Source organism: Mycobacterium sp. DL440 (assembly GCF_011745145.1).
Taxonomy (GTDB): Bacteria; Actinomycetota; Actinomycetes; order Mycobacteriales; family Mycobacteriaceae; genus Mycobacterium.
On sequence record NZ_CP050191.1, the window covers coordinates 3883053 to 3903457 of the forward strand.

Annotated in this window: 23 protein-coding genes and 1 pseudogene; 10 read left to right on the plus strand and 14 right to left on the minus strand. The window is 65.4% G+C overall.

From position 1 onward, the window contains the following. Positions 1-43: 43 nt before the first annotated feature. On the plus strand, positions 44-1606 hold the full coding sequence (locus HBE63_RS18885) for an ATP-binding protein (RefSeq protein WP_166906109.1): 1563 nt from the start codon (positions 44-46) through the stop codon (positions 1604-1606). 28 nt (positions 1607-1634) lie between these two features. Continuing rightward, positions 1635-2324, plus strand: coding sequence for a response regulator (locus HBE63_RS18890; protein ID WP_166906110.1), 690 nt, complete (start codon positions 1635-1637; stop codon positions 2322-2324). A gap of 1 nt (position 2325) precedes the next feature. Here HBE63_RS18890 and HBE63_RS18895 read toward each other — a convergent pair whose 3' ends face one another. The 7 genes from HBE63_RS18895 to HBE63_RS18925 all read right to left on the minus strand — a co-directional run bounded on the left by HBE63_RS18895 (position 2326) and on the right by HBE63_RS18925 (position 8330). Then, positions 2326-3417, minus strand: coding sequence for a YncE family protein (locus tag HBE63_RS18895; RefSeq protein WP_208301161.1), 1092 nt, complete (start codon positions 3415-3417; stop codon positions 2326-2328). 448 nt (positions 3418-3865) lie between these two features. Then, entirely contained in the window at positions 3866-4540 is a 675-nt protein-coding gene (locus HBE63_RS18900) for a helix-turn-helix domain-containing protein (RefSeq protein ID WP_166906112.1), read from the minus strand. Between the two features lie 74 nt (positions 4541-4614). Next, positions 4615-5427, minus strand: a complete 813-nt coding sequence (locus HBE63_RS18905) for a class I SAM-dependent methyltransferase (protein WP_166906113.1) — start codon at positions 5425-5427, stop codon at positions 4615-4617. Beyond that, a complete protein-coding gene (locus HBE63_RS18910; RefSeq protein WP_166906114.1) occupies positions 5424-6212 on the minus strand; it encodes an ABC transporter permease in 789 nt (262 codons plus the stop codon). Before HBE63_RS18910 ends, HBE63_RS18905 begins: the two co-directional genes overlap by 4 nt. Then, a complete protein-coding gene (locus HBE63_RS18915) occupies positions 6209-6916 on the minus strand; it encodes an ABC transporter ATP-binding protein (protein ID WP_166906115.1) in 708 nt (235 codons plus the stop codon). The genes HBE63_RS18910 and HBE63_RS18915 overlap by 4 nt, the downstream gene beginning before the upstream one ends. Positions 6917-6923: 7 nt before the next feature. Continuing rightward, complete coding sequence (locus HBE63_RS18920) at positions 6924-7379, minus strand: hypothetical protein (RefSeq protein ID WP_166906116.1); 456 nt, start codon at positions 7377-7379, stop codon at positions 6924-6926. Positions 7380-7490: 111 nt separating this feature from the next. Further along, positions 7491-8330: a peptidoglycan-binding domain-containing protein gene (locus HBE63_RS18925; protein ID WP_166906117.1), complete on the minus strand. Its 840-nt coding sequence runs from the start codon at positions 8328-8330 to the stop codon at positions 7491-7493. Positions 8331-8520: 190 nt separating this feature from the next. Between HBE63_RS18925 and HBE63_RS18930 the strand changes: the two genes are divergently transcribed. Then, positions 8521-9270, plus strand: coding sequence for a DUF3060 domain-containing protein (locus HBE63_RS18930; RefSeq protein WP_243858152.1), 750 nt, complete (start codon positions 8521-8523; stop codon positions 9268-9270). Here the strand turns inward: HBE63_RS18930 and HBE63_RS18935 are convergent. Further along, positions 9243-10130 (minus strand): alpha/beta fold hydrolase, encoded by an 888-nt coding sequence (locus HBE63_RS18935; protein ID WP_166906118.1) that lies wholly within the window; start codon positions 10128-10130, stop codon positions 9243-9245. The genes HBE63_RS18930 and HBE63_RS18935 overlap by 28 nt on opposite strands. 105 nt (positions 10131-10235) lie before the next feature. On the opposite strand from HBE63_RS18935, the gene HBE63_RS18940 reads away from it, so the two are divergent. Next, positions 10236-10838: a TetR/AcrR family transcriptional regulator gene (locus tag HBE63_RS18940; RefSeq protein ID WP_166906119.1), complete on the plus strand. Its 603-nt coding sequence runs from the start codon at positions 10236-10238 to the stop codon at positions 10836-10838. Position 10839: 1 nt separating this feature from the next. Here the strand turns inward: HBE63_RS18940 and HBE63_RS18945 are convergent, their stop codons facing one another. Both HBE63_RS18945 and HBE63_RS18950 read right to left on the minus strand, forming a co-directional pair. Further along, entirely contained in the window at positions 10840-11613 is a 774-nt protein-coding gene (locus HBE63_RS18945; RefSeq protein ID WP_166906120.1) for an amino acid ABC transporter ATP-binding protein, read from the minus strand. Continuing rightward, complete coding sequence (locus HBE63_RS18950; protein ID WP_208301162.1) at positions 11610-13088, minus strand: amino acid ABC transporter substrate-binding protein/permease; 1479 nt, start codon at positions 13086-13088, stop codon at positions 11610-11612. Before HBE63_RS18950 ends, HBE63_RS18945 begins: the two co-directional genes overlap by 4 nt. 475 nt (positions 13089-13563) lie before the next feature. Here HBE63_RS18950 and HBE63_RS18955 point away from each other — a divergent pair, with 475 nt between their 5' ends. After that, entirely contained in the window at positions 13564-13848 is a 285-nt protein-coding gene (locus HBE63_RS18955; RefSeq protein ID WP_166906121.1) for a hypothetical protein, read from the plus strand. Positions 13849-13865: 17 nt separating this feature from the next. Here the strand turns inward: HBE63_RS18955 and HBE63_RS18960 are convergent, their stop codons facing one another. Both HBE63_RS18960 and HBE63_RS18965 read right to left on the minus strand, forming a co-directional pair. Beyond that, a complete protein-coding gene (locus tag HBE63_RS18960; protein ID WP_166909963.1) occupies positions 13866-14795 on the minus strand; it encodes a TauD/TfdA family dioxygenase in 930 nt (309 codons plus the stop codon). 72 nt (positions 14796-14867) lie between these two features. Further along, positions 14868-15203, minus strand: coding sequence for a hypothetical protein (locus HBE63_RS18965; RefSeq protein ID WP_166906122.1), 336 nt, complete (start codon positions 15201-15203; stop codon positions 14868-14870). A gap of 138 nt (positions 15204-15341) precedes the next feature. Here HBE63_RS18965 and HBE63_RS18970 point away from each other — a divergent pair, with 138 nt between their 5' ends. Next, on the plus strand, positions 15342-15638 hold the full coding sequence (locus tag HBE63_RS18970; protein ID WP_166906123.1) for a DUF4193 domain-containing protein: 297 nt from the start codon (positions 15342-15344) through the stop codon (positions 15636-15638). Positions 15639-15675: 37 nt separating this feature from the next. Here HBE63_RS18970 and HBE63_RS18975 read toward each other — a convergent pair whose 3' ends face one another. Then, entirely contained in the window at positions 15676-16035 is a 360-nt protein-coding gene (locus tag HBE63_RS18975) for an Rv2640c family ArsR-like transcriptional regulator (RefSeq protein WP_166906124.1), read from the minus strand. A 99-nt stretch (positions 16036-16134) separates the two neighbouring features. Between HBE63_RS18975 and HBE63_RS18980 the strand changes: the two genes are divergently transcribed. After that, positions 16135-16566 (plus strand): ArsI/CadI family heavy metal resistance metalloenzyme, encoded by a 432-nt coding sequence (locus HBE63_RS18980; RefSeq protein ID WP_166906125.1) that lies wholly within the window; start codon positions 16135-16137, stop codon positions 16564-16566. Then, positions 16539-18055: pseudogene (gene arsB / locus HBE63_RS18985) on the plus strand (ACR3 family arsenite efflux transporter). Before HBE63_RS18980 ends, arsB begins: the two are co-directional and overlap by 28 nt. A gap of 16 nt (positions 18056-18071) precedes the next feature. Here the strand turns inward: arsB and HBE63_RS18995 are convergent. Further along, on the minus strand, positions 18072-18374 hold the full coding sequence (locus HBE63_RS18995) for a hypothetical protein (RefSeq protein ID WP_166906127.1): 303 nt from the start codon (positions 18372-18374) through the stop codon (positions 18072-18074). Positions 18375-18531: 157 nt separating this feature from the next. Between HBE63_RS18995 and HBE63_RS19000 the strand changes: the two genes are divergently transcribed. Together HBE63_RS19000 and HBE63_RS19005 are read left to right on the plus strand one after the other, a co-directional pair. Then, positions 18532-18954 carry a nuclear transport factor 2 family protein gene (locus HBE63_RS19000; protein WP_166906128.1) on the plus strand — a complete coding sequence of 141 codons (423 nt, stop codon included), beginning with the start codon at positions 18532-18534 and terminating at the stop codon, positions 18952-18954. A gap of 78 nt (positions 18955-19032) precedes the next feature. Next, positions 19033-20394 (plus strand): cytochrome P450, encoded by a 1362-nt coding sequence (locus HBE63_RS19005; RefSeq protein ID WP_166906129.1) that lies wholly within the window; start codon positions 19033-19035, stop codon positions 20392-20394. Positions 20395-20405: the final 11 nt, after the last annotated feature.

The window sequence follows — 20405 nt, forward strand, 5'->3', positions numbered from 1 at the left end:
CCACTAGTTTGGAAGATCATTGCCTTCACAATCGGAGGTGTCCATGGCGCGCTGGTGGCGGGGTCTGACGGGGCGGATCTGGCCGCGCTCACTGGCAGGGCAGGCCATCGCGCTGCAGGTCCTGGTGGTCGCGGTGGTGGTACTGGCCGGCACGGCACTGGCCCTTCTCGATGCCCGCCGCGACGGTGAGGATGCGGCCCGCCAGCAGGTGATCGGCATCGCCACAGCCCTGGCCGATTCCCCGTCGACAGCCACGTCCATCGAAACCGGCACGGCGACACAGGTTTTGCAGCCGGTGACCGAGGAGGTGCGCACCAACACCGGCATCGCGTTCATCACCATCATGGCGCCGGACGGCATCCGGTTCACCCACACCGATCCCAGCCAGATCGGCGGGCATTACCTGGGCACGGTCGAGCCCGCATTGCGCGGCGAGACGTTCAGCGAGGTCTACACCGGGACGCTGGGTCCGTCGGTGCGCGCGATCGCGCCGGTGCGTGGTCGCGACGGGCGCATCGTGGGCCTGGTGTCGGCGGGGATCACCCAGCAGACTCTGGGGCAGCGCTGGCGTGCGCAGATTCCGGTGATCGCCGCGGTAACCGCTGCCGCACTGGCGGTTTCGCTGGTCGGGGTGTGGGCGATCCGCCGCAGGTTGCTACGCCAGACGCGGGGGCTGCGGCCCGACGAGCTGCGAGTCATGTACGACCACCACGACGCGATCCTGCATTCGGTATCCGAGGGGCTCATCGTGCTCGATCGCGACGGTGTGGCGCTGGCCAATGACGAGGCCCGCCGGCTGCTGAGTCTTGGGCCCGGTCCGGTGCGGACGCAGGACCTGCCGGAGTTTCTGCGCAGCGCCGCGCCCGGGGCGCGCGACGAGTTGCACGTCACCACAGACCGGGTGCTGGTGGTGAACCGGGCCCGCGTCGCCAACTCCGGTTCGGAGGTCGTCACGATTCGTGATCGCACGGAACTGCAGGGCGCCCTGGGCGAACTCAGCTCGCTGCAGGTCCTGACCGACTCGTTGCGGGCACAGGCGCACGAGTCGGCGAACAAATTGCACACCGTGGTCACCATGGTGGAGATGGGCCGGCCCGAGGACGCGGTCCGATTCGCCACCAGCGAGTTGGAGTTGTCGCAACTCCTGGTGGACCGGCTGTCGCAGGCCGTCGGCGAACCGGCCCTGGTGGCCCTGCTCCTCGGCAAGACAGCTCAGGCGGACGAGCGCGGTATCGCGCTGACGGTCACCGAGGACACCCAGTTATCCGCCGACGCCGTACTCTCCGGACAGGAGATGGTGACGGTGCTGGGTAATCTGATCGACAATGCGATGGATGCGTGTGACCATGAGGATCCGTGGATCGAGGTCACAGTGAGCCAGGACGAGCGCGAGCTGTTGATCCGGGTTGCCGACAGCGGGCCCGGGATGGACCCGGACACATTCGAAAAGGCAATGCAGCGTGGCTATTCCACGAAATCCACCGAAACCTCCGGTCACGGGTTGGGGCTGGCCCTGGTGGCGCAGGTGGTCAAACGGCATTCCGGCACGTTGACCGCGGATGTGACATACGGCTCGGTCGTCACAGCAACGGTGACGCGGCGATGAGCGCTTGCGCGAAGAGCAGAGGTAACAGATGATCAACGTCCTCATCGTCGAGGACGATCCGTTGATCGCCGAGGCCCACCAGACCTATCTCGGTCGCCTGGAAGGGTTTTCGGTCGCAGCGGTGGCACACACCGCACGTGACGCGATGCGGGCGGCAGCGACCGCTGCCGCGTCCGAACATCCGGTGGACCTGGTACTGCTGGACATCGGATTGCCTGATGCCAGCGGAATCTCGTTGGCGTCCGGGCTTTCCGGGCTGCGTCCGGCGCCCGACATCATCGCGATCACCTCCGAGCGCGACCTGGAGATGGTGCGCGCCGCCGTGGCCCACGGCGCGCTGGCGTACCTGCTCAAACCGTTCACCTTCGCGGCATTTCGCGATCGGCTGGAACGCTACCGCCGCTATCGCTCAGCACTGCCGTCGGGAACCGACGCCGCCAGCCAGGCTGAGGTTGACCGGGCATTGGCCGAATTACGGGTTGCCACAAAGAGATCCACCGCTCCAAAAGGTGCGGCACCGCAGACCACCGAGGGGATTGCCGTAGCTGTGCGCGACGAACCCGCCGGCCTGACCGCCGACGAGGCGGCCAAGCGGATCGGAGTGTCACGGGTGACGGCGTGGCGCTATCTCGAGCGTCTGGCCGATGAAGGCACCGTTACCCGCAATACGGAGTACGGCAAGGCCGGGCGGCCGCGCACCCGCTATCGGTGGTGCTGAATCAGACGCCGACCGGCGCCAGGGCGGGCAGCTCGTGCATCTCGATCGCGTCCGCCGAGACCAGCTGCGAGTACAGCGACTCGGCGACGTCGAAGACGTTCACGTGGCCGGCGTAGTCGGCGATGTAGAGCCGAGTGCCGTTGTCGCGCACGGCAACCGCCGCGGGCTGTGCGTGCACGTCGATGCTGCCCTGAATCTCGCTGGTCAGAGTGCACCAGACGATGACGCGGTCGTAGTCGACCAGGTACGCGCGGGTGGCGTCAGGGCTCAGCACCAGCTGGGTGGGTGCCCCGCCGACCGCGACGGCGTCCACCACAGTGCCGGCGGACAGGTCCACGGTGTGCACCACACCACGGTGCTCACGGTCAGAGGTCAACACGTAGGCAACACCGGCGCCGACTGCGATGTCGCGGATCGGGGCGCCGATCCACACCGTGGCCTGTGCCTGCGCGGTTTCGGTGTTGACGACGACCAGCCGGCTGCCGCGGAAGTCTGAGGTGGCGACGTACAGGCGCTTGCCGGTCGAGTCGATCTGCAGGGCATCCAGGTTGACGCCCGCACCGGTGGCGATGTCGATGGTTCCGACGCGCTCGGCGGTGGTGTCGATGACGGCGATGTCGATCCGCTCGTGGCCCGTGCGGCCGGCGAAGACGCGCTTGCCGTCCGGGCTGATGACCAGGGCGGTGACGCTGAAGGCCAGCGGGTATTCGTTGAGCACCGCGCCGGTGATGGTGTCGACTGCCACGATCGAGTCGTGTCCGGCGTTGGCGACGCTGATGTAGGCGCGGTCATCTGCGACCACGACGGCGAAGGGGTCGCCGGGGAGGCGGACCGAACCCACCACGCCCATGGATTGGGGGTTGATCACGGTCAGGCTCTGCGCGGCGGTGTTGGTGACGACGACGGTTTCGCGGTCGGGATCGATGGCGATGTCGCCGATCGGCCCGCGTCCAACCTCGGCCAGGCCGGCCACGTCGATGTCGTCCAGCGCACCGTCGAAGACGATGCCGCGGGCAGACGTATCGTCGATGGCGCGGTCATCGCGGCCAGTGCGCAGCGCCTCGACCAGCGCGCGCAGGAAGTTGTTTGCCATCGTTATCGGCACCTCCGCCGGCAAGGCTTTCACCGGCTCTAGATTCCAGTTCGATCTGCGCCGGGAGTGGCGCGGTTGCATTGAGTCTAGCGACGAAACCGACAGGTCCCGGACGAGTTCACAGCGAATGCGGGACACTCACCAATTCTCTCTCAGAATGCGCTTAGGAAATTCTTCGTTATCGACTCGTTACCTTTTGGTCGCTTTTGATTAAATGCCGGTTACCAGGGACTTCGCAGGATCCGTAAGGCGTGGCACATTTCACGAGCAGCAGGGCCGTCAATGGCAATTCTTACCATCCCCGGCAAAAGTGAGCGGTAGATCACACCACGACACGCCAGCAAACTTTCTGCAGCGTCAACTCAAGGCCGCCGGCGGTGGCGACCGATATGTGTTACTGCTGTGACAGCTGAGCCATGCGGATTCGGTAGTTCGCTGCCCGCAGCAACTACCCCGTCACCGGCCGCAGCACGAGGCTCACCTCGCACGATCCGTGGCGGGCGTCGGGCCGCACCGAAGCCGTGTATCGACCGCCGATGACCTCAGCGTTCAGGTCGATCACTTCCTGGATCATGCCCTGCTGGATACCGCGGACCACCTCGGGGGAATCAACTGCGACTTCGGCCAGCGGGCACGTGCAGATCTCGACGGATACTTCGCCGAACGAGTTGAACACCGAACGGATCTGGAATCCGAGTTCACCGAGGGTGGCCACCACCAGGTCGGCGATCGACGCCTCACTGCGCCGGCGCGCCACCCGCACCCGGTGCGCCAGGTCGGCACCGATCCGCAGTGCCCGCGCTTCCCGTTCCTCGGGCGTGCCTCCCAGGTGCGCGGCGAACAACGCGACGATGTCCGCGTAGTCGAGTCGCGGGGCGATCTCGTAGGTCAATCGCGGCCGGCCGACTCGCCCCGCACCGGCCGTCGCCCCGCCACGGCGGATGACCCCCTGGTCTTCGAGCGTGCTCAGGTGAAACCGTGCGGTGGTGACGTGGATCTGCAGCGTCTCGGAGATCTGCCGGGCATCCACCGGGCTGTCGGCGGCACGCAGCAGGTCCAGAACCCGCCGCCGCTGTTGGCCGACCGCCCGATCCGATTCGACGCGTTCACCGTGCCGGGGCATGCACACATCATGCACGGCGGCGGGCCGCCCATCTGGCACGGCGGCGGGCCGCCCATCTGGCACGGCGGCTGGTGTCATTTCGATTCTGCGGCAGGCACCGCGGCGACGATCGCCACCGCGGTCAGGTGCTCGGAGTAGCGGTTGAACGTCTTGCGCATGTGTAGGACTCGCTTACGTGCAGCCGGATGTGTCAGCACGTTGCCGACGATCCGCAGTGCTCCGAGCACGCCCTCGTCGGCGATGACCCGGCGCGGTTGCAGCAGTGCCATCGGGGCACGATTGACGCTGACCACCTCGAATCCCGCGCCGGTCAGCAGCTCGGTCCATTCGGCCACGGTCAGTGGCCGGGCGTTGACCTTGATGGCGCGGGCCATCTCGCGGCGGATGTCGTCCTTGATCTCGTCGGCCAGATCGTCGGGCATCAGCCCCAGTTCGTGGATGGCGTAGCGCCCACCGGGCCGCAGTACCCGGAAGGCCTCGTCGACGATGGCCTGCTTGGCCTTCTCGCCCTGCATGGTCAGCATGGCCTCGCCGACGACGACGTCGGCCGAGCCGGCGTCGAGGCCGGTGGCGGCGGCGTCGGCAGCGACCAGCCGACCGCCGGTGTCGGCCACCACTTTCTGCAGCGGGGTCGAGGTCGTCGAGCTGTCGTCGACGCCGACGTACGAGCGGGGCCGGCGCGCGGCGATGTCGGTGGCCGTCCGGCCCAGCCCAGGCCCGAGTTCGACGACGTCGGCGTCGGTGATCCGCGCCTCGGCGAGCAGGCGGGTGGTCAGCTCGAGTCCGCCCGGCCGGAGCACCCGCTTGCCGAGCCGGGCCAGCAGCCAGTGCCCGGGCAGATCGGCGTCGGACCGCTGCGCCAACGGCAGTTCGTTCTTGCTGGTCATCTCGTCATTCCTTCTCGGTGAGCTGTGCACCACGTACTGCACAGCGGGACAACGGAAAACAAGGCGCACGTGTACGCCAGGGCGAGGTTCGGGCCCCACGGCGGGTTCAGGACAATGTCCTGCCCGGTGGCGTAGACGCCGTTGAGAAACGGCATGAACCGTTGGAGTGAGTAACCTCCCGGCAGGTAGCCGACGGCAGTTTCGATGACGTAGACCCACAACAGGATCACACCGACAGCTGCGGCCGGCGTCCTGATCACCGCACCCACTCCGAGCCCGAAACCGGCCGCGAAGAACGCATACACGGGCACCGTCCACAGCAGGCGCAGGCCGTTCGGATCGGTCAGCGACACCTGCCCGTAGACCGACCCCGACACCTGGGGCAAGGCGACGAGCACCAGCACCACCATGGCTGCTGCCACCACTGCCCCCAGAAGGCCGTAGAACAACCATTTGCCGGCCAGGGACGCCGACGCACGTGGCACCGCGAACTTCACATATTGGTGTGCACCGTATCGGAATTCGTGGGCTTGGCCGTGGGCTGACGCCACCGCGGCCAGTACGACGGTCACGGTGATGACCCAGTACGCGGCGTTCGTGGTCGACACCTGCTGGACATAGGTCTGGCCTGGGATTCGGGCGAATCGTTCTGCCACATAGGCGATCAGGAAGGTGATCGCGGCGGGCAGGATCACCGCGGCCGGGACCAGGACACTCCACAACGGACCACGGCCACTGGTACGGACCATCTCGGCCCGCATGCTGCGCAGCACCGTGCCGGTCACGCGTCGGCCATCCCGAGTAGCAGGGTCTCCAGATGCTCACGCGTATCGGCACCGTCCGGCACGATCTCGTCAAGGCTGCCCGCGACGGTAACCCGGCCTTGTTCCATCACCAACAGCCGGTCGGCGGTCAACGCCACCTCGCCGAGCAGATGGCTAGCGACCACGACGGTGTGCCCTTCGGCAGCCAACTGCCGCAACAACTCCCGCAGCCAGACAATGCCCGGGACGTCCAGGCCGTTGACCGGTTCGTCGAAGATCAGTGCCCGTGGTTCGGCCAAAAGGGCGCTGGCGATGGCCAACCGCTGCCGCGCCCCCATCGACAGTTGCGCGATGCGTCGGTGCCGGAGTTCGGTCAGCCCCACCTGCGCCAGCACGTCGTCGATGCGCCCCTGGGCGATGTCGCCCAGCGCAGCCAGCCAGGACAGGTGGCGCTGCACAGTATGCCGCGGGTCCATGGCCATCGGGTCGAAGTGCACACCGAGCACCCGCATCGGTTCGGTGTTGCCGTCAATTGGCTTGCCGCACAATGTAACTGTGCCGCTGTCGGGCCGCTCCAGGCCCGCGATGACGCGTAGCAGGGTGGTCTTGCCCGCACCGTTGAGGCCGAGCAGTCCGGTGACCGTGCCCGCGGGAAAGGAAGCGCTGACACCGGCCAGTGCCGGCGTGCTCCCGAACGCCTTGGTCAGCCCGCGGACCTCGATCATCGCCGGATCACTGGAAGTTGCACGGAATGGGCAGGCCCAGGGTCGAGATGCCATTGCACATCGACTTGCTCGCCAGCTTCCACTGCCCGTCGACATAGCGCCATTCGGCGGGAATCTGCAGCGTCGGCTGACCGACGCGACTGCCGTTGATCACCGCGGTGTGACTGGTGCCGTCGTGGGTCTCGGGTCCGGTCACCACGGCCGAGCCTTTCGGCGCGCGGAATATGCCGATCCGGTAGACCATCTTCGGCACGATCACCGCACGCGGTCCGCCTTCCAGCTGAGCAGCCTTGACGTGATCCGGCGCCTGGCTCGCCACGAGTAGCTGGATCTGGGCGTTGAGTTCCTCGAGTGTGGGGACGGGAGCCGTGATGGCGAAGTCCTCGGCGGCAGCGGGGGGTGCCGCCGATATCGAAACAGCCACGACAACAGCACTGGCTACCAGGCAGATCAGGCGCTTCATCAGCGGTTCCTTAATTTGAAGGAGAAATATTCGGTTAACCATAGAAGTTTGGTTAGCCTAAGGCAACACCTTCGTCAGAAACGCTGGGTGCGCGAGTTAGCCCGATGGGGGTCAGAGCCGCAGCGCGGCAGCAGTGGCCGGCCCGACGATGCCGTCGACCTTCAATCCACGGGTGCGCCGTTGGAACTCCTTGACCGCGGCCTCGGTCTGCGGGCCGAAGACACCGTCAACCTCGAGATCCCGTGCATACGCCGCGTAGGCGGACTTGAGCCGACGCTGCAACGCGGCGACCTCTGGGCCCTCCATCGGCCGGTACAGCAAGACGTCGGCGTACTTCCCCACCGGAGCCGGCGGCCTGGGCGTCGGTGCCGGCTTCGCGATATCGCCGATCCGCTCCTGGATGTCGACCCGCAGAAGGTCCATGTCGATGGCGCCCGGATCCCACTTACCTTGTGCGCGACCCGCGTATTCCTTGTGCCCGATGGTGCGTTCGGAGCTCTGCGCCAACCGGCGATTGATCGCGGCGCAACACCGCACCAGCGCGAAATACTGTGCGTCAGGCCAGTTCTTACGATGCGGTGCCGTCGGGCTGGTACCGCTGTTGGCGCACTCGATACCGATCATGTGCCAATTGCCCATGTTCGTCGGCAACCACGGATACATGCCGGCACCGGCATGCCAGGCCACCCCGAGCGCGATGACCGTCACCGTGCCGTCGCGCGCGATGTGCAACTGCGACAACGGGCCGGGAAGGTCAGGGCGTCCATCGGCGATCGATGCGGCCGTGGCGGTGTCGGACCCGGTGTGATGCACCATCACACCCCGGATGTCCTTGAAATCGCCGTGCCCCCGCGTGCGCCAACCGGGATACTCGACGAGATCGACACCTTCTGCCCGGAGCACGTCGGCCAGCCAGACCGGGTCACCGGTCCATCGTCCTGTCTGAGGCACTGAGTTTCCTTTTCCTTGCGCAGCAAACCATCTGTAGGATCAAGCCTACGCCCGGGAACCGACATCGACCCGGATGCTCCGAGGTGGCCAGACAGGTTATGCATCAAGCTTTTTGCCGAACCAGACTTTACCTGCGGTACCGTCCGCGAGCGCGTTCGCCGGAACCCCGGTGAGCAAACATGGGCATTCGATGACAGCGACACTTCCCATCCGCACCGGCGGCCGAATGTGCGAGCATCTGCGCATGGATCCGAAGGACGACCCCGAGGCCCGCATCCGGGAGCTCGAGCGCCCGCTCGCCGAAGCCGCCCATGCGTCCGAGCTCGGCACCGGTAAGACCACGGGACCTTCCGGCCCGCCGCCGACCCAGCCGTGGACCAATGCGTTCCCGCCGCCGCCCCCGGGACCCCCGGCACCGTGGCCGGGTTACGAGCCGTACCCCGCCCCGCCACAACCACGCCGCAAGTCGGGCGCCGCGCCGTTCTTCATCCTGTTCGGCGCGATGACGATGATCCTGGTTGCCGGCGGTATCGCGGCCGCTGTGATGTTCTCCGAAACCGACGCAGGCAAGACCGACACCGACACGGTCACCGACAGCCAGCCGACGACCATCCGGCAGACAACGATCAGCGGAGTGCCACTGCCCGGATCCATTGCGCCGACGGAGGTTCCAGCTGGAGAGACGGTGATCATCTCGGGGATCAACGAGCACCGGACCGTCGAATGCCGGGAAAACACCGTGATCGTCAGCGGCATCGAGAACGAGGTGGAGATCCTCGGCCACTGCATCGCCGTGACCGTCTCCGGTGTCGAGAACGTCGTCACCGTCGAATCCGTCGAGACCATCGGGGTGTCAGGATTCGACAACCGGGTCACCTACCGCAGCGGGGAACCCGAGGTGAGCAAATCGGGTCAATCCAACGTGGTCGAGGCCGGCTGATCGGATTCAGTCGGGTGGTCGAGACGCCGGAGGAATTCGCCGAGCAGGCTCACCAGCGGCGCCGGATTGTCTTCGGGCACCCAGGCGTAGGAGTCGTCGATGAATTTCAGGGTGGCCTGCGGCAGCGTCTGCGCCAGACGCGAGGCCCCTTCGGCGGGGAAGTACCGCTCCTCCCGCGGCCAGACCACCAGGGCCGGCCGGTCGTAGCCGGCCAGCCGGGGTGAGTACTCCGCCAGGTACGCCGGCGACAACCCGCTCAGGAAGCGCCGGAAATCGTTACGCACCAGAGGATCATTGCGCAGCGGCCGGAGATACTCCGCCATGATGTCGGCCGGGATGGGGCGTTTGGTGGCGCCGCCGTAGGTGATCCGGAGACGTTGTACGGGTTTCAGCCCGATCAACTTCGACTGCACCGGTCCGGCTCCGGGTAGCGAGGCAAGCTTGGACAGCACCTTGACCGGCCAGGGATCCGAGTCGAATGCGTTGGTCGCGACGAGCACCAGGGCCTCGACCCGCTGCGGGTGGCACGCGGCGACCACCTGGGCGATGTCGCCGCCGTAGCCGTTGCCGACCAGTACCGCCTGCTCGATATCGAGAGCGTCGAGTAGGTCGACAACGGTCCGCGCCAGGCCGGGCAGGGTGAGATCGGCGCCGGGCACCGCCGGGGTGTGTGATCCCAGCGCCAGATCGGGTGCGATACCACGAATTCCGCCCCCGATGCCGTCAACTACATGACGCCAGACCAGCCCGTTGGCCACCAGGCCGTGCAGCAGGACGACGGGGCGGCCGTCGCCGTACTCGCGCACACCGACCGGGCCGCAGGGCAGCGGAACGATCCGCCGGAAGCTGAATGTGTTCATCTGCCTGCCCTCTCGCTGCGAGCATCGCGACATAAATTAATACAGTCTGTATGCAAACACATGAAAGCCGGAACATCAATACATACAGCTTGTTAAAATTTCTGCGTGAGTGAAGATGCCCGCGACGGCCGCGAACAACGCAGCGAAGCCACCCGCTCGGCGCTGGTCGCCGCAGCCCGCTCGCTGTTCGTCGAACGGGGCTACGCGGCCGTCTCCACCGGGGACATCGCGCGCGTCGCAGCCGTGACCCGAAACGCGCTGTACTACCACTTCCCCACCAAGGAGGCCGTGTTCCGGGCGGTCTACGAGAACGTCGAAGGCGAGTTGGCCCAACGGGTAATCCCGGCGGCCCAGGCTCACGACACGATCCGCGGCCAACTCGAGGCCGGCATCGAGGAGTTCCTCAACGGCTGTCTCGATCCGACCGTGGCACGGGTCAGCGTGCTGCAGGCCCCGGCCGCACTGGGATTCGCCCAGATGCGCGAGATCGACAACCGTAACTACCTAGGCGCACTGCACGACGGCATCCGGACCGCCATCGAGGCAGGTGAACTGCCCGACCTTCCGGTCGACACCCTCGCGTCGATGCTCATCGGGGCGCTGGATGAGGCGGCCCTGCTCATCGCGACGGCCGAGGACCCGGCTGCAGCCCGGCGCGATGCGGGCCTGGTGGCCCGGGCTCTTGTCGACGGGCTGTTCGTGGGCTGAGCTACAGGACCTTCGAGAGAAACTCCTGCAACCGAGGATGTTTCGGGTTGTCGAATACCTCGGCCGGGGTGTCGTCCTCGACGATGTTGCCGTCGGCCATGAAGACCACCCGGGAGGCCACCTCGCGGGCGAAACCCATCTCGTGGGTCACCACTACCATCGTCATGCCGCCCTCCGCCAAGTCGCGCAGCACTTGCAGGACGTCGCCGACCATCTCCGGATCCAGCGCGCTGGTGGCCTCGTCGAACAACATGATCGACGGGTTCATCGCCAGGGCTCGGGCGATCGCGACGCGCTGTTTCTGACCACCCGACAACGTGGCCGGCTTGACCTTGGCCTTCTCCGCCAGACCCACCTGGGTAAGCAACTCCATGGCCCGTTTCTCGGCCGCGGCCTTGTTCATCTTCTTGGTCAGTAGCGGCGCCAGCGTCACATTGTCGATCACGGTCATGTGCGGGAACAGGTTGAAATGCTGGAACACCATGCCGATGTGCTGACGAACCTTGTCCAGGTTCACCTTCCGGTCGGTGAGGTCGAACTCGTCCACCGTGACCTTGCCCGCGGTGATGTCCTCGAGCTTGTTGAGGCACCGCAGGAAGGTGGATTTGCCCGATCCTGACGGTCCGATGACGCAAACCACCTCACCCTTGCTGATCGTGGTATCGATGCCGTCGAGCACCACCAGATCGCCGAATGACTTCTTCAGGCCTTCGATGCGGATCTTGACGGTGCCCTCGGGCTCGGCGGCCGCGGCTTCCGGTACCAGCTGGGTCATTTCACCATCCTTTTCTCGAGCCGATCAGAAAGCTTTGTGAGCGCCATGATCACGACGAAGTAGATGATGCCGATGATCAGCCACATGGTGAACGACTGGTAGTTACGGGCGATGATCAACCGGCCGGTCTGAGTCAGCTCGGCGATGCCGATCACCGACAGGATCGAGGTGTCCTTGAGGGTGATGACGAACTGGTTGATGTACGACGGGATCATGGTCCGGATCGCCTGCGGCAGGATGACTTTGCGCATCGTCGGCAGATACCCGATACCGAGGCTGCGAGCCGCCTCCATCTGGCCCTTGTCCACCGATTGGATTCCGCCTCGGACGATCTCGGTCATGTAGGCCCCGGCGTTGAGCGAGAGCGTGATGATGCCCGCGGTCAGTGCGGTCATCTGGAATCCCAGGGCCGTCGGGATGCCGAAATAGATGAAGAAGGCCTGCACCAGCAGCGGCGTGCCGCGAAAGATGTCGACGAACGTCGTGCCGATGGCCCGCAACACGATCGATCGTGATACCCGGAAGAGGCCGAAGATGACCCCGAGCACCAGCGCGATGGCGATCGACACCACCGTCAGGATCAGCGTCATCTTCAGGCCGGTCATCAGGAACGGGAAGGTGCTCTTGAGCAGTCCGGCGAAGGAGTTGTCGGACACCGTGGCGCCTTCGCCGAGGTACTTCTCGACGATCTCGTCGTACCGACCTGAGTCCTTGAGCTGTTTGAGGCCAGCGTTGAACTTGCTCAACAGTTCGGCGTTGCGGCCCTTGTTGACCGCAAAACCGTAGCTGGAACCCTTTTCCTTGGGCGTCACGGTCTTGAACCCGTTGCCCTGCTGGATGCCGTAGGCCAGAACGGGGTAGTCCTCGAAGACGGCCACGGAGTTACCGGTCTTGACTTCCTCGAACATCGAGGCCGAATCCGCGAACGAGACGATCTGGAAGCCGTACTTGTCCTTGATCGATGCGGCGAATTCGGCGCCCTGGGTGCCGTTCTTGACGGCGACCCGCTTGCCCTTGAGGTCGGCGTAGGACTTGATGTCCTCGTTGCCGGCCAGCACCGCCATCTGCACGCCGGATTCGAAGTACGGGTCGGAGAAGTCGAACACCTTCTTGCGCTCATCGGTGATCGACATGCCCGCGATCACGCCGTCGGCCTGGTTGGCCTGGACGGCCTGCAGTGCGGCGTCGAAGCCCAGGGGCTTGATGGTGAGGTGGAAATTCTGGTTGGCCGCGATCTCGTTGATCAGATCGATGTCGATACCGACGAATCTCCCGTCGACATCCTGGAATTCGAACGGCGCGAAGGTGATGTCGGTAGCGACGACGTACGTCTCACCATCGGCTGCTGCTCGGGCCGGCGCCAGCATCGCGGCCCCGAACAGCCCGACCAGCACGGCCACGACGGCGGCCAGCAGCCGCTGCGGGGACCGGACGACTCGGGCAATTCCCTCGCCCGACGCGGATTCGGCTCTCATCGCCAGTCTCCTATCCAGGTATGAAACGACGAGTCCTCACGCTATCGCCGTCACTGGGATTAGGGCGGGATTTACCGGGGCACGGCTCGGCAACTCGATGGAGCCGCAGCGCTGCACTGCTTGCCACCCGGACGACGCGCGCAGCTCATGTCGGCGCCGTTCCCGGTCTCCATGAGGCGGGCGGGTGCGCCACAGAGGCACACCGGTCATCGAATTGTCCTGTGCTGGAAGATAGTTGCGCGAGGAACGGTCGTCCGCACGCCATCAGCCGATGGCAACCCGCGTGGTGGGCTTTACAAATTATCCGACCTGTCCATCTCGCCGCCGTGAGAACCGGTCTTGTAAAAGGACGTTCGGCCGCAGATGCACCTTATTGAGGTAGTGCACTACGCATGAGGAATGACTGCGGTCAGTCGTACGTTTTCTGCATGAGAGCGTTGGACAGTACGGCGCTCGGTTCAGAGGAAGTTTCGACATGAGCGTTTTCCATCCGGTTTCCGCAGTCCGACGCGAAGCCTCAACAGACATCACGACGCGCCGACACACGCACGCGCCGGTACTCATCACCGAACAGCAGGTGCTGTTCAGTACTGCCGCGGCAGCAGGGACCCGCGCGCACCACAACGTCATCACGATGATGTCGCATGCGGTGTCATCGGTGACAGAGCGCTGGCGGGCCCGACGCGACCGCCCGTACTACCCGTCGCGATACAGCTATCTCGAGAACAGCCTCATGGCACGGGAGATGGAGCGGCTCTGACCGCCTGGCCGCGCCGGTCAGCCGGCCAGTGCGACCGGCGTGATGACCTCGGAATATCGGGATGCGTCGCCGGCAATCGCCCGGCTGCGCCGGCCGTGGACATCGACCGGGATATCACCGGCCAGCGTGATCCGGCTCAGCCGGCGGAACTGGTCGTCGTAGTCGGCCACCGCGTAGTGCTGCGTCGCCCGGTTGTCCCAGATCGCCAGGTCTCCCAGCTCCCAGTTCCATCGAATCGTGTTCTCCAGCTTGATGACCCGGTTCTGGAGCAGGTGGAACAGGGTGGCGGACTCGGTGGGGCTGAGCCCGACGAACTGTTTGATGAAGTGCCCCAGCAGCAACACCCGCTTGCCGGTCTCTGGATGGATCCGCACCACCGGATGTTCGGTCTCGTAGTACTCGGACTCGAACTCTTCGCGGTACTGACGGTGGCCGTCGGCGATAACGGGCCGGCCCTCGTGGTCGACCCGATCACCGGCTGCGTAGTCGTACTGGTTGGTGTGCACCGCCCGCAGGTTCTCGACCAGTGCACGCAGCGGCTCGGGCAGCTGGTCGTACGCCGCCTCGGTCGACGCCCACGTCGTCGTGCCGCCGTACTCCGGGAGGGTGACCGCCCGGAGCAACGAGGCCTTCGGGATGCGGTCGACGAATGTCACATCGGTGTGCCAGCTGTTCGCTTTGTCATAGCGCGAGTCGATGGGCAGGATCCGGTCGCCGCGCGAGGTGACCGTCGGATGCGCCCGGGTCGGGGTACCGAGCAACCGGGCGAACGCCAACTGTCCGGCGTCGTCGAGGTGGTGTTGGCCGCGGAAGAAGATGACCTTGTGCTCAAGGAGGGCATCGTTGATCGCGGACACGGTGGCGCTGTCGAGGTTGCCGTTGACGTCGATTCCGTCGATGCGGGCCCCGATGTGGGCACCGAGCTTCACTACACGCAGAGAGGACACCCCGCCACCATCTGCGATGGGGTGTGGCAGCACCACGGTTGCGCTCACTACGAGCGCAAAGACCTTCGACGGTCAGTCGATGCGGATGACGTAGGTGCCGTCGTCGTCGCGCTCGATCTGGCCGTCAAGAGCATTGATCCACACCGGGGTGTCGCGTCGCGAACCGAGGAACGCGCTCTGCACGGAGCCTCCGGGCTGCAGGTCGACATTCCACTCGTCATCCTGGGCGACGATGGTGAGGAGCTCCTCGCCATTGGCACGACGGATCGAGATCACCTGGCCGTTGGCGTCCAGGTCCTCCAGCTCCGCCTCGTCGTCATCGAGGTACTCATCAACCTCAGCGTCATCGAAGATCTCGGCGTCTGAACCTCTGACATCGTCATGCACGCCGACGACTGTACGCAGCATCACGTCCCCCTATGCAGACGGCGGGGGTTTGAACCGCTAACGTGCACCCGACGTTTACAGGCTGTTCGCCCGGGGAACAAGGAGTCCCGCTGCGGCGTTGGCCAAAAACATTGGTCTTGAACTTAGGAGGGATCATTTATGGCTACTGATTACGACGCCCCGCGTGTCAAGGAGACGGACGAGGCAACCGACGAGTCGCTCGAGGAGCTGGCCACGCAGCGGCGCACCGCGGCCAACACCGCGGTCATCGACGAGGACGAGGTGGTCGATTCGTTCGACCTGCCCGACGCCGACCTCTCCGGCGAGGAGCTGAGCGTGCGGGTCATCCCGAAGCAGGCTGACGAGTTCACCTGTTCCAGCTGTTTCCTGGTGCAGCACCGCAACCGGATGGCGCTGCAGAAGGGCGAGCAGCAACTCTGCGTCGAGTGCGTCTGACGCAGAGCCGTACCAGGACCCCGACTGCCCCAGCGTCCTAACGACAGCAGTTGGGGTCGAGGACCGAACACAGCGCGACCAGCGAGTCACGGCGCGGGCGGTGGTAGACGTTCATACCGCGCCGTTCGGACTCGACCATCCCGGCTCGCCGCAATTGCGACAGATGATGGCTGACCGTTGATTCGGCCAGGCCGACCGCAGCCGCGAGATCACACCCGCAGACTTCTCCAGCCTCCGCGCTGAACAGCAGCGACACGAGCTTGACGCGGACCGGGTCGGCCAGCGCTTTCAGCCGTAAGGCAATCTCCAACGCGCCATCGTCATCGATCGGTCCCGCGGCCACAGGTGAGCAGCAGACCGGTTCAGAGGTGTCGACCACGGGTAACGCCTTGGGCATGGATCAATTCTGCCAGAGGACGTTGACATATGTCGAAGAGGTGGCATCATCAATGCTGCCCAGTAGTTCGACATAAGCCGCAAAGGTTCGGAGGCTGTCATGTCCCGCGCACAACTCGCCTTGAACGTCGATGATCTCGACGAAGCCATCACGTTCTACTCGAAGCTCTTCAACGCGACGCCGGCGAAGGTCAAGCCCGGCTACGCCAACTTCACGATCGCCGCGCCTCCGCTGAAGTTGGTGCTGATCGAAAACCCCGGGAACGGCGGAACGCTCAACCATCTCGGTGTCGAAGTCGAGTCCAGCGAGCAGGTGCACTCCGAGATCGCCCGCCTTACGAACGCCGGCCTGTTCACCGAGGAGGAGATCGGCGCGACCTGCTGTTTCGCAACACAGGACAAGGTGTGGGTGACCGGGCCGGCCGGCGAAAAGTGGGAGATCTACACCGTTCTCGCCGACTCGGAAACATTCGGCTCCAACTCGCCCGCACTCGATGGCACCGAATCCGGCGGCGCCTGCTGCACCTCGTGAACCAGGTTGTCCCCGCACGGCTTTCCACGCTGGACCGGCTGTTGCCGGTGTGGATCGCCGTGGCGATGGCCGGCGGTCTGCTGCTCGGAAGGCTCGTTCCCGGAGTCAACACCGCGCTGAATCACGTTCAGATCGACGGCATCTCACTGCCGATCGCACTGGGCCTGCTGATCATGATGTACCCGGTCCTGGCGAAGGTTCGCTACGACCGGCTCGACCGCGTGACCGGTGATCGCAAGCTGTTGATCAGCTCGCTGATCCTCAACTGGGTACTGGGTCCCGCCCTGATGTTCGCGCTGGCCTGGCTCTTTCTGCCCGATCTGCCCGAGTACCGAACGGGTCTCATCATCGTCGGGCTGGCCCGCTGCATCGCCATGGTCATCATCTGGAACGACCTGGCCTGCGGCGATCGCGAGGCTGCCGCGGTTCTGGTCGCACTCAACTCGATCTTTCAGGTCCTCATGTTCGCGGTGCTCGGTTGGTTCTACCTGTCGGTGCTCCCCGGCTGGCTCGGCCTGGAGCAGACCAGCATCGACACGTCGCCCTGGCAGATCGCCAAATCCGTGCTGATCTTCCTAGGCATCCCGCTGCTGGCCGGCTACCTGTCACGCCGCATCGGTGAATCCGCGAAGGGCAGGGACTGGTACGAATCGACGTTCCTGCCGCGCATCGGCCCGTGGGCCCTGTACGGCTTGCTGTTCACCATCGTGGTGTTGTTCGCCCTTCAGGGCGAACAGATCGCGGGCCGACCCTGGGACGTCGCACGCATAGCGGTGCCGCTGCTGGCGTACTTCGCGATCATGTGGGGTGGTGGATACGCCCTGGGAGCAGTCCTGGGGCTGGGCTACGAGCGCACCACCACCCTCGCGTTCACAGCCGCGGGCAACAACTTCGAACTGGCCATCGCGGTGGCGATCGCGACGTACGGCGCGACCTCCGGCCAGGCTCTGGCAGGTGTGGTCGGCCCGCTGATCGAAGTGCCCGTCCTTGTGGCGCTGGTCTATGTGTCCCTGGGACTGCGACGGCGGTTCGCCGCCGTAGGAGACGACCAACCCGCGAGGATCAGCTGATGACCGGGCGTGACCGCCCCAGCGTGTTGTTCCTGTGCACGCACAACGCCGGCCGGTCCCAGATGGCGATGGGCTTCTTGGCCAACCTCGCAGGAGACCGGGCATCCGTGTTCTCGGGAGGCTCGGAACCTGCCGACAAGATCAACGCCGCGGCCGTGGCGGCGATGGCCGAAGTCGGTATCGACATCGCCCACGAGCAGCCTCGGCGATGGACCGACGCGATCGTCGAGGCGGCCGACGTCGTCGTGACGATGGGCTGCGGTGACACCTGCCCGTACTTCCCCGGCAAGCGCTACGAGAACTGGGAGTTGGCCGATCCGGCCGGCCTCGGGGTCGAAGCGGTCCGTCCGATTCGGGACGACATCGAGCGGCGGGTTCGCGCTCTTCTCGACGACCTCGGAATCAATCCTGCCGACTGATCCTCGGGATGCCGACTCAGTCCTCACCGCCCTCTGACTCCCCACCGGCAGGCTTCGCGGCCTTGACCGCGGTGCGACCGGCGACCTTCTTCTTCGAAACCGGTGAATCCTCCGGTTCGGCAGCCAGTTTGGCGGGCGCTTCCAGTGCCGGTTGGGCGTCGGCAATCACGTCGACCACGTGCGGCACATCGAGCACCGGGGCGTCGGGAACGTCGACGATCGACCTCGCGCCGTCCCCGAGGGTGCCTGCCACGACGGCGTGATCGGCGACATCGCCACCGCGGTCGCGCCGACCGTCGCCACTCCGGTCGCCAACCACGGGCGGACCGCAACGTCCACGCACAGACCCCAATCCTGAGAATTAGATGAGATTGACGGAACTGTAACCCGCCGAGTCCGGTCCGGCGCGCCAACCGCCGAACAGAGTCGCGGCGAACCGCGCCGGTGCGCCATCACCCTGGCCTACCGTGACCTTCGTGACTGAAGCCGCCATTCGACAGCGCATCGCCGAGGGTGTGGACGCGATCCGTGCGCGCGATCTCGACACGCTCACCGACCTCTACGCGCCCGACGTCGTGTCCTTCGACCTCGGGGCGCCACTGCGGTACGCCGGTGACGACAACAAGCGAAGGGCCTGGCACGAGGTCTTCACCGCATACATCGGGCCGATCGGTTACGACGTGCACGAGCTGACGGTCACCACCGAGGGCGACATCGCGTTCGTTCACAGCCTCAACCACGTCCGCGGCACCCTGGCCAGTGGTCGGAACATCGACATGTGGCTGCGATGGACGGCGTGCCTGAAGTGTGTCGACGGCGTCTGGCGCGTCTTTCATGACCACGTCTCGGTACCCGCCGACCTCGAATACGGCAAGGCAATCCTGAATCTGACGCCCTGATCTACCAGAACCGCCCACACCAGCGCACATAGTTCATATCCTCAGACCTGCAGACCCACAACGACGTTGGGAGCGCAGATGACCGAGGGCGCGACGACGAAAGCCCGCTACACCGGGCGCAGCTACCACTTCGATCGACACACCCCGCAGTATCGCGACCAGTTCGAGCCGATCACCTCCGAAATGCTGGGCGCCTGCCCGCTGGCCTGGACCGACACCTACGGCGGGCACTGGGTAGCCGCCGGCAGCAGCGAGGTCTTCGAACTGGCCCGCTGCCCACACATCTCGAACGACAACGACATCGCCGGGGAGCGAAACGGCTACCGGGGCATCAACATTCCGCGCGCAGAGGTCAGCACGCAGTTCCGCGGGGGCATGTTGGAGATGGATGATCCAGAACACCGCGCCTACCGGACACCGCTCAACGGGTACCTCTCGCCCGCCGCGGTCGCGCGGTGGAAGCCGGTCGTCGACGAGCTCGTCAGGGCGTGCCTGGACGAGAGGATCGAAGACGGCAGTATCGATTTCGTCGACGATCTGGCAAACATCGTTCCGGCAGTGCTGACGCTGGGCCTGCTGGGTGTCCCGCTGTCCGAGTGGGAGATCTACTGCGAACCGGCACACGCCTCGGTGTACACGCGAGCCGACTCCCCCGACGCCCAACGCATCTTCGACCTGTCCGTGGCGTCGGCTGTACACATGATGGGCCACGTTGCCGTGATCCGCGAGGATCCGCGGCCCGGATTGATCGACGCCATGGTCCAGATGCGTATCGATGGCGAGCCGGCACCCGATTCGGAGATCCTGGGCATGCTGATGCTCCTGATCGGCGGCGGCTTCGACACCACGACGGCACTGACCGCGCACTCGCTCGAGTGGCTCTCCCAGCACCCTGATGAGCGTGAGCGGTTGAGCCGGGACCGCGCTTCCCTACTTGACCCGGCGACCGAGGAGTTCCTGCGCTTCTTCACCCCGGCGCCCGGGGACGGCCGCACCATCTCCGAGGACATCGAAGTGGATGGTGTGCCACTCAAAGAAGGCGAGCGGCTGTGGCTTTCCTGGGCGATGGCCAACCGCGACCCACGTGTCTTCGAGCGCCCGAACGATCTCATGATGGACCGAACGGGTAACCGCCACTTCAGCTTCGGCTTGGGCGTGCATCGCTGCATCGGCTCGAATGTGGCGCGCACGGTGTTCAAGTCGATGCTCACCGGAGTGCTCGACCGGATGCCGGATTACCGATGCGATCCCGACGGTGCCGTCCACTACGAGACCATCGGCGTCATCCAGGGGATGCAACATCTGCCCGCGACATTCACCCCCGGTCGCCGGACCGGACCGGGTCTGGCTGAGACACTGGAGAAACTGCAACGGGTCTGCGATGAGCAGCAACTGGCAGCGCCGATCACAGTGCACAAGGCCACCGCGGTCATCGACTGAAAGCGAACGAC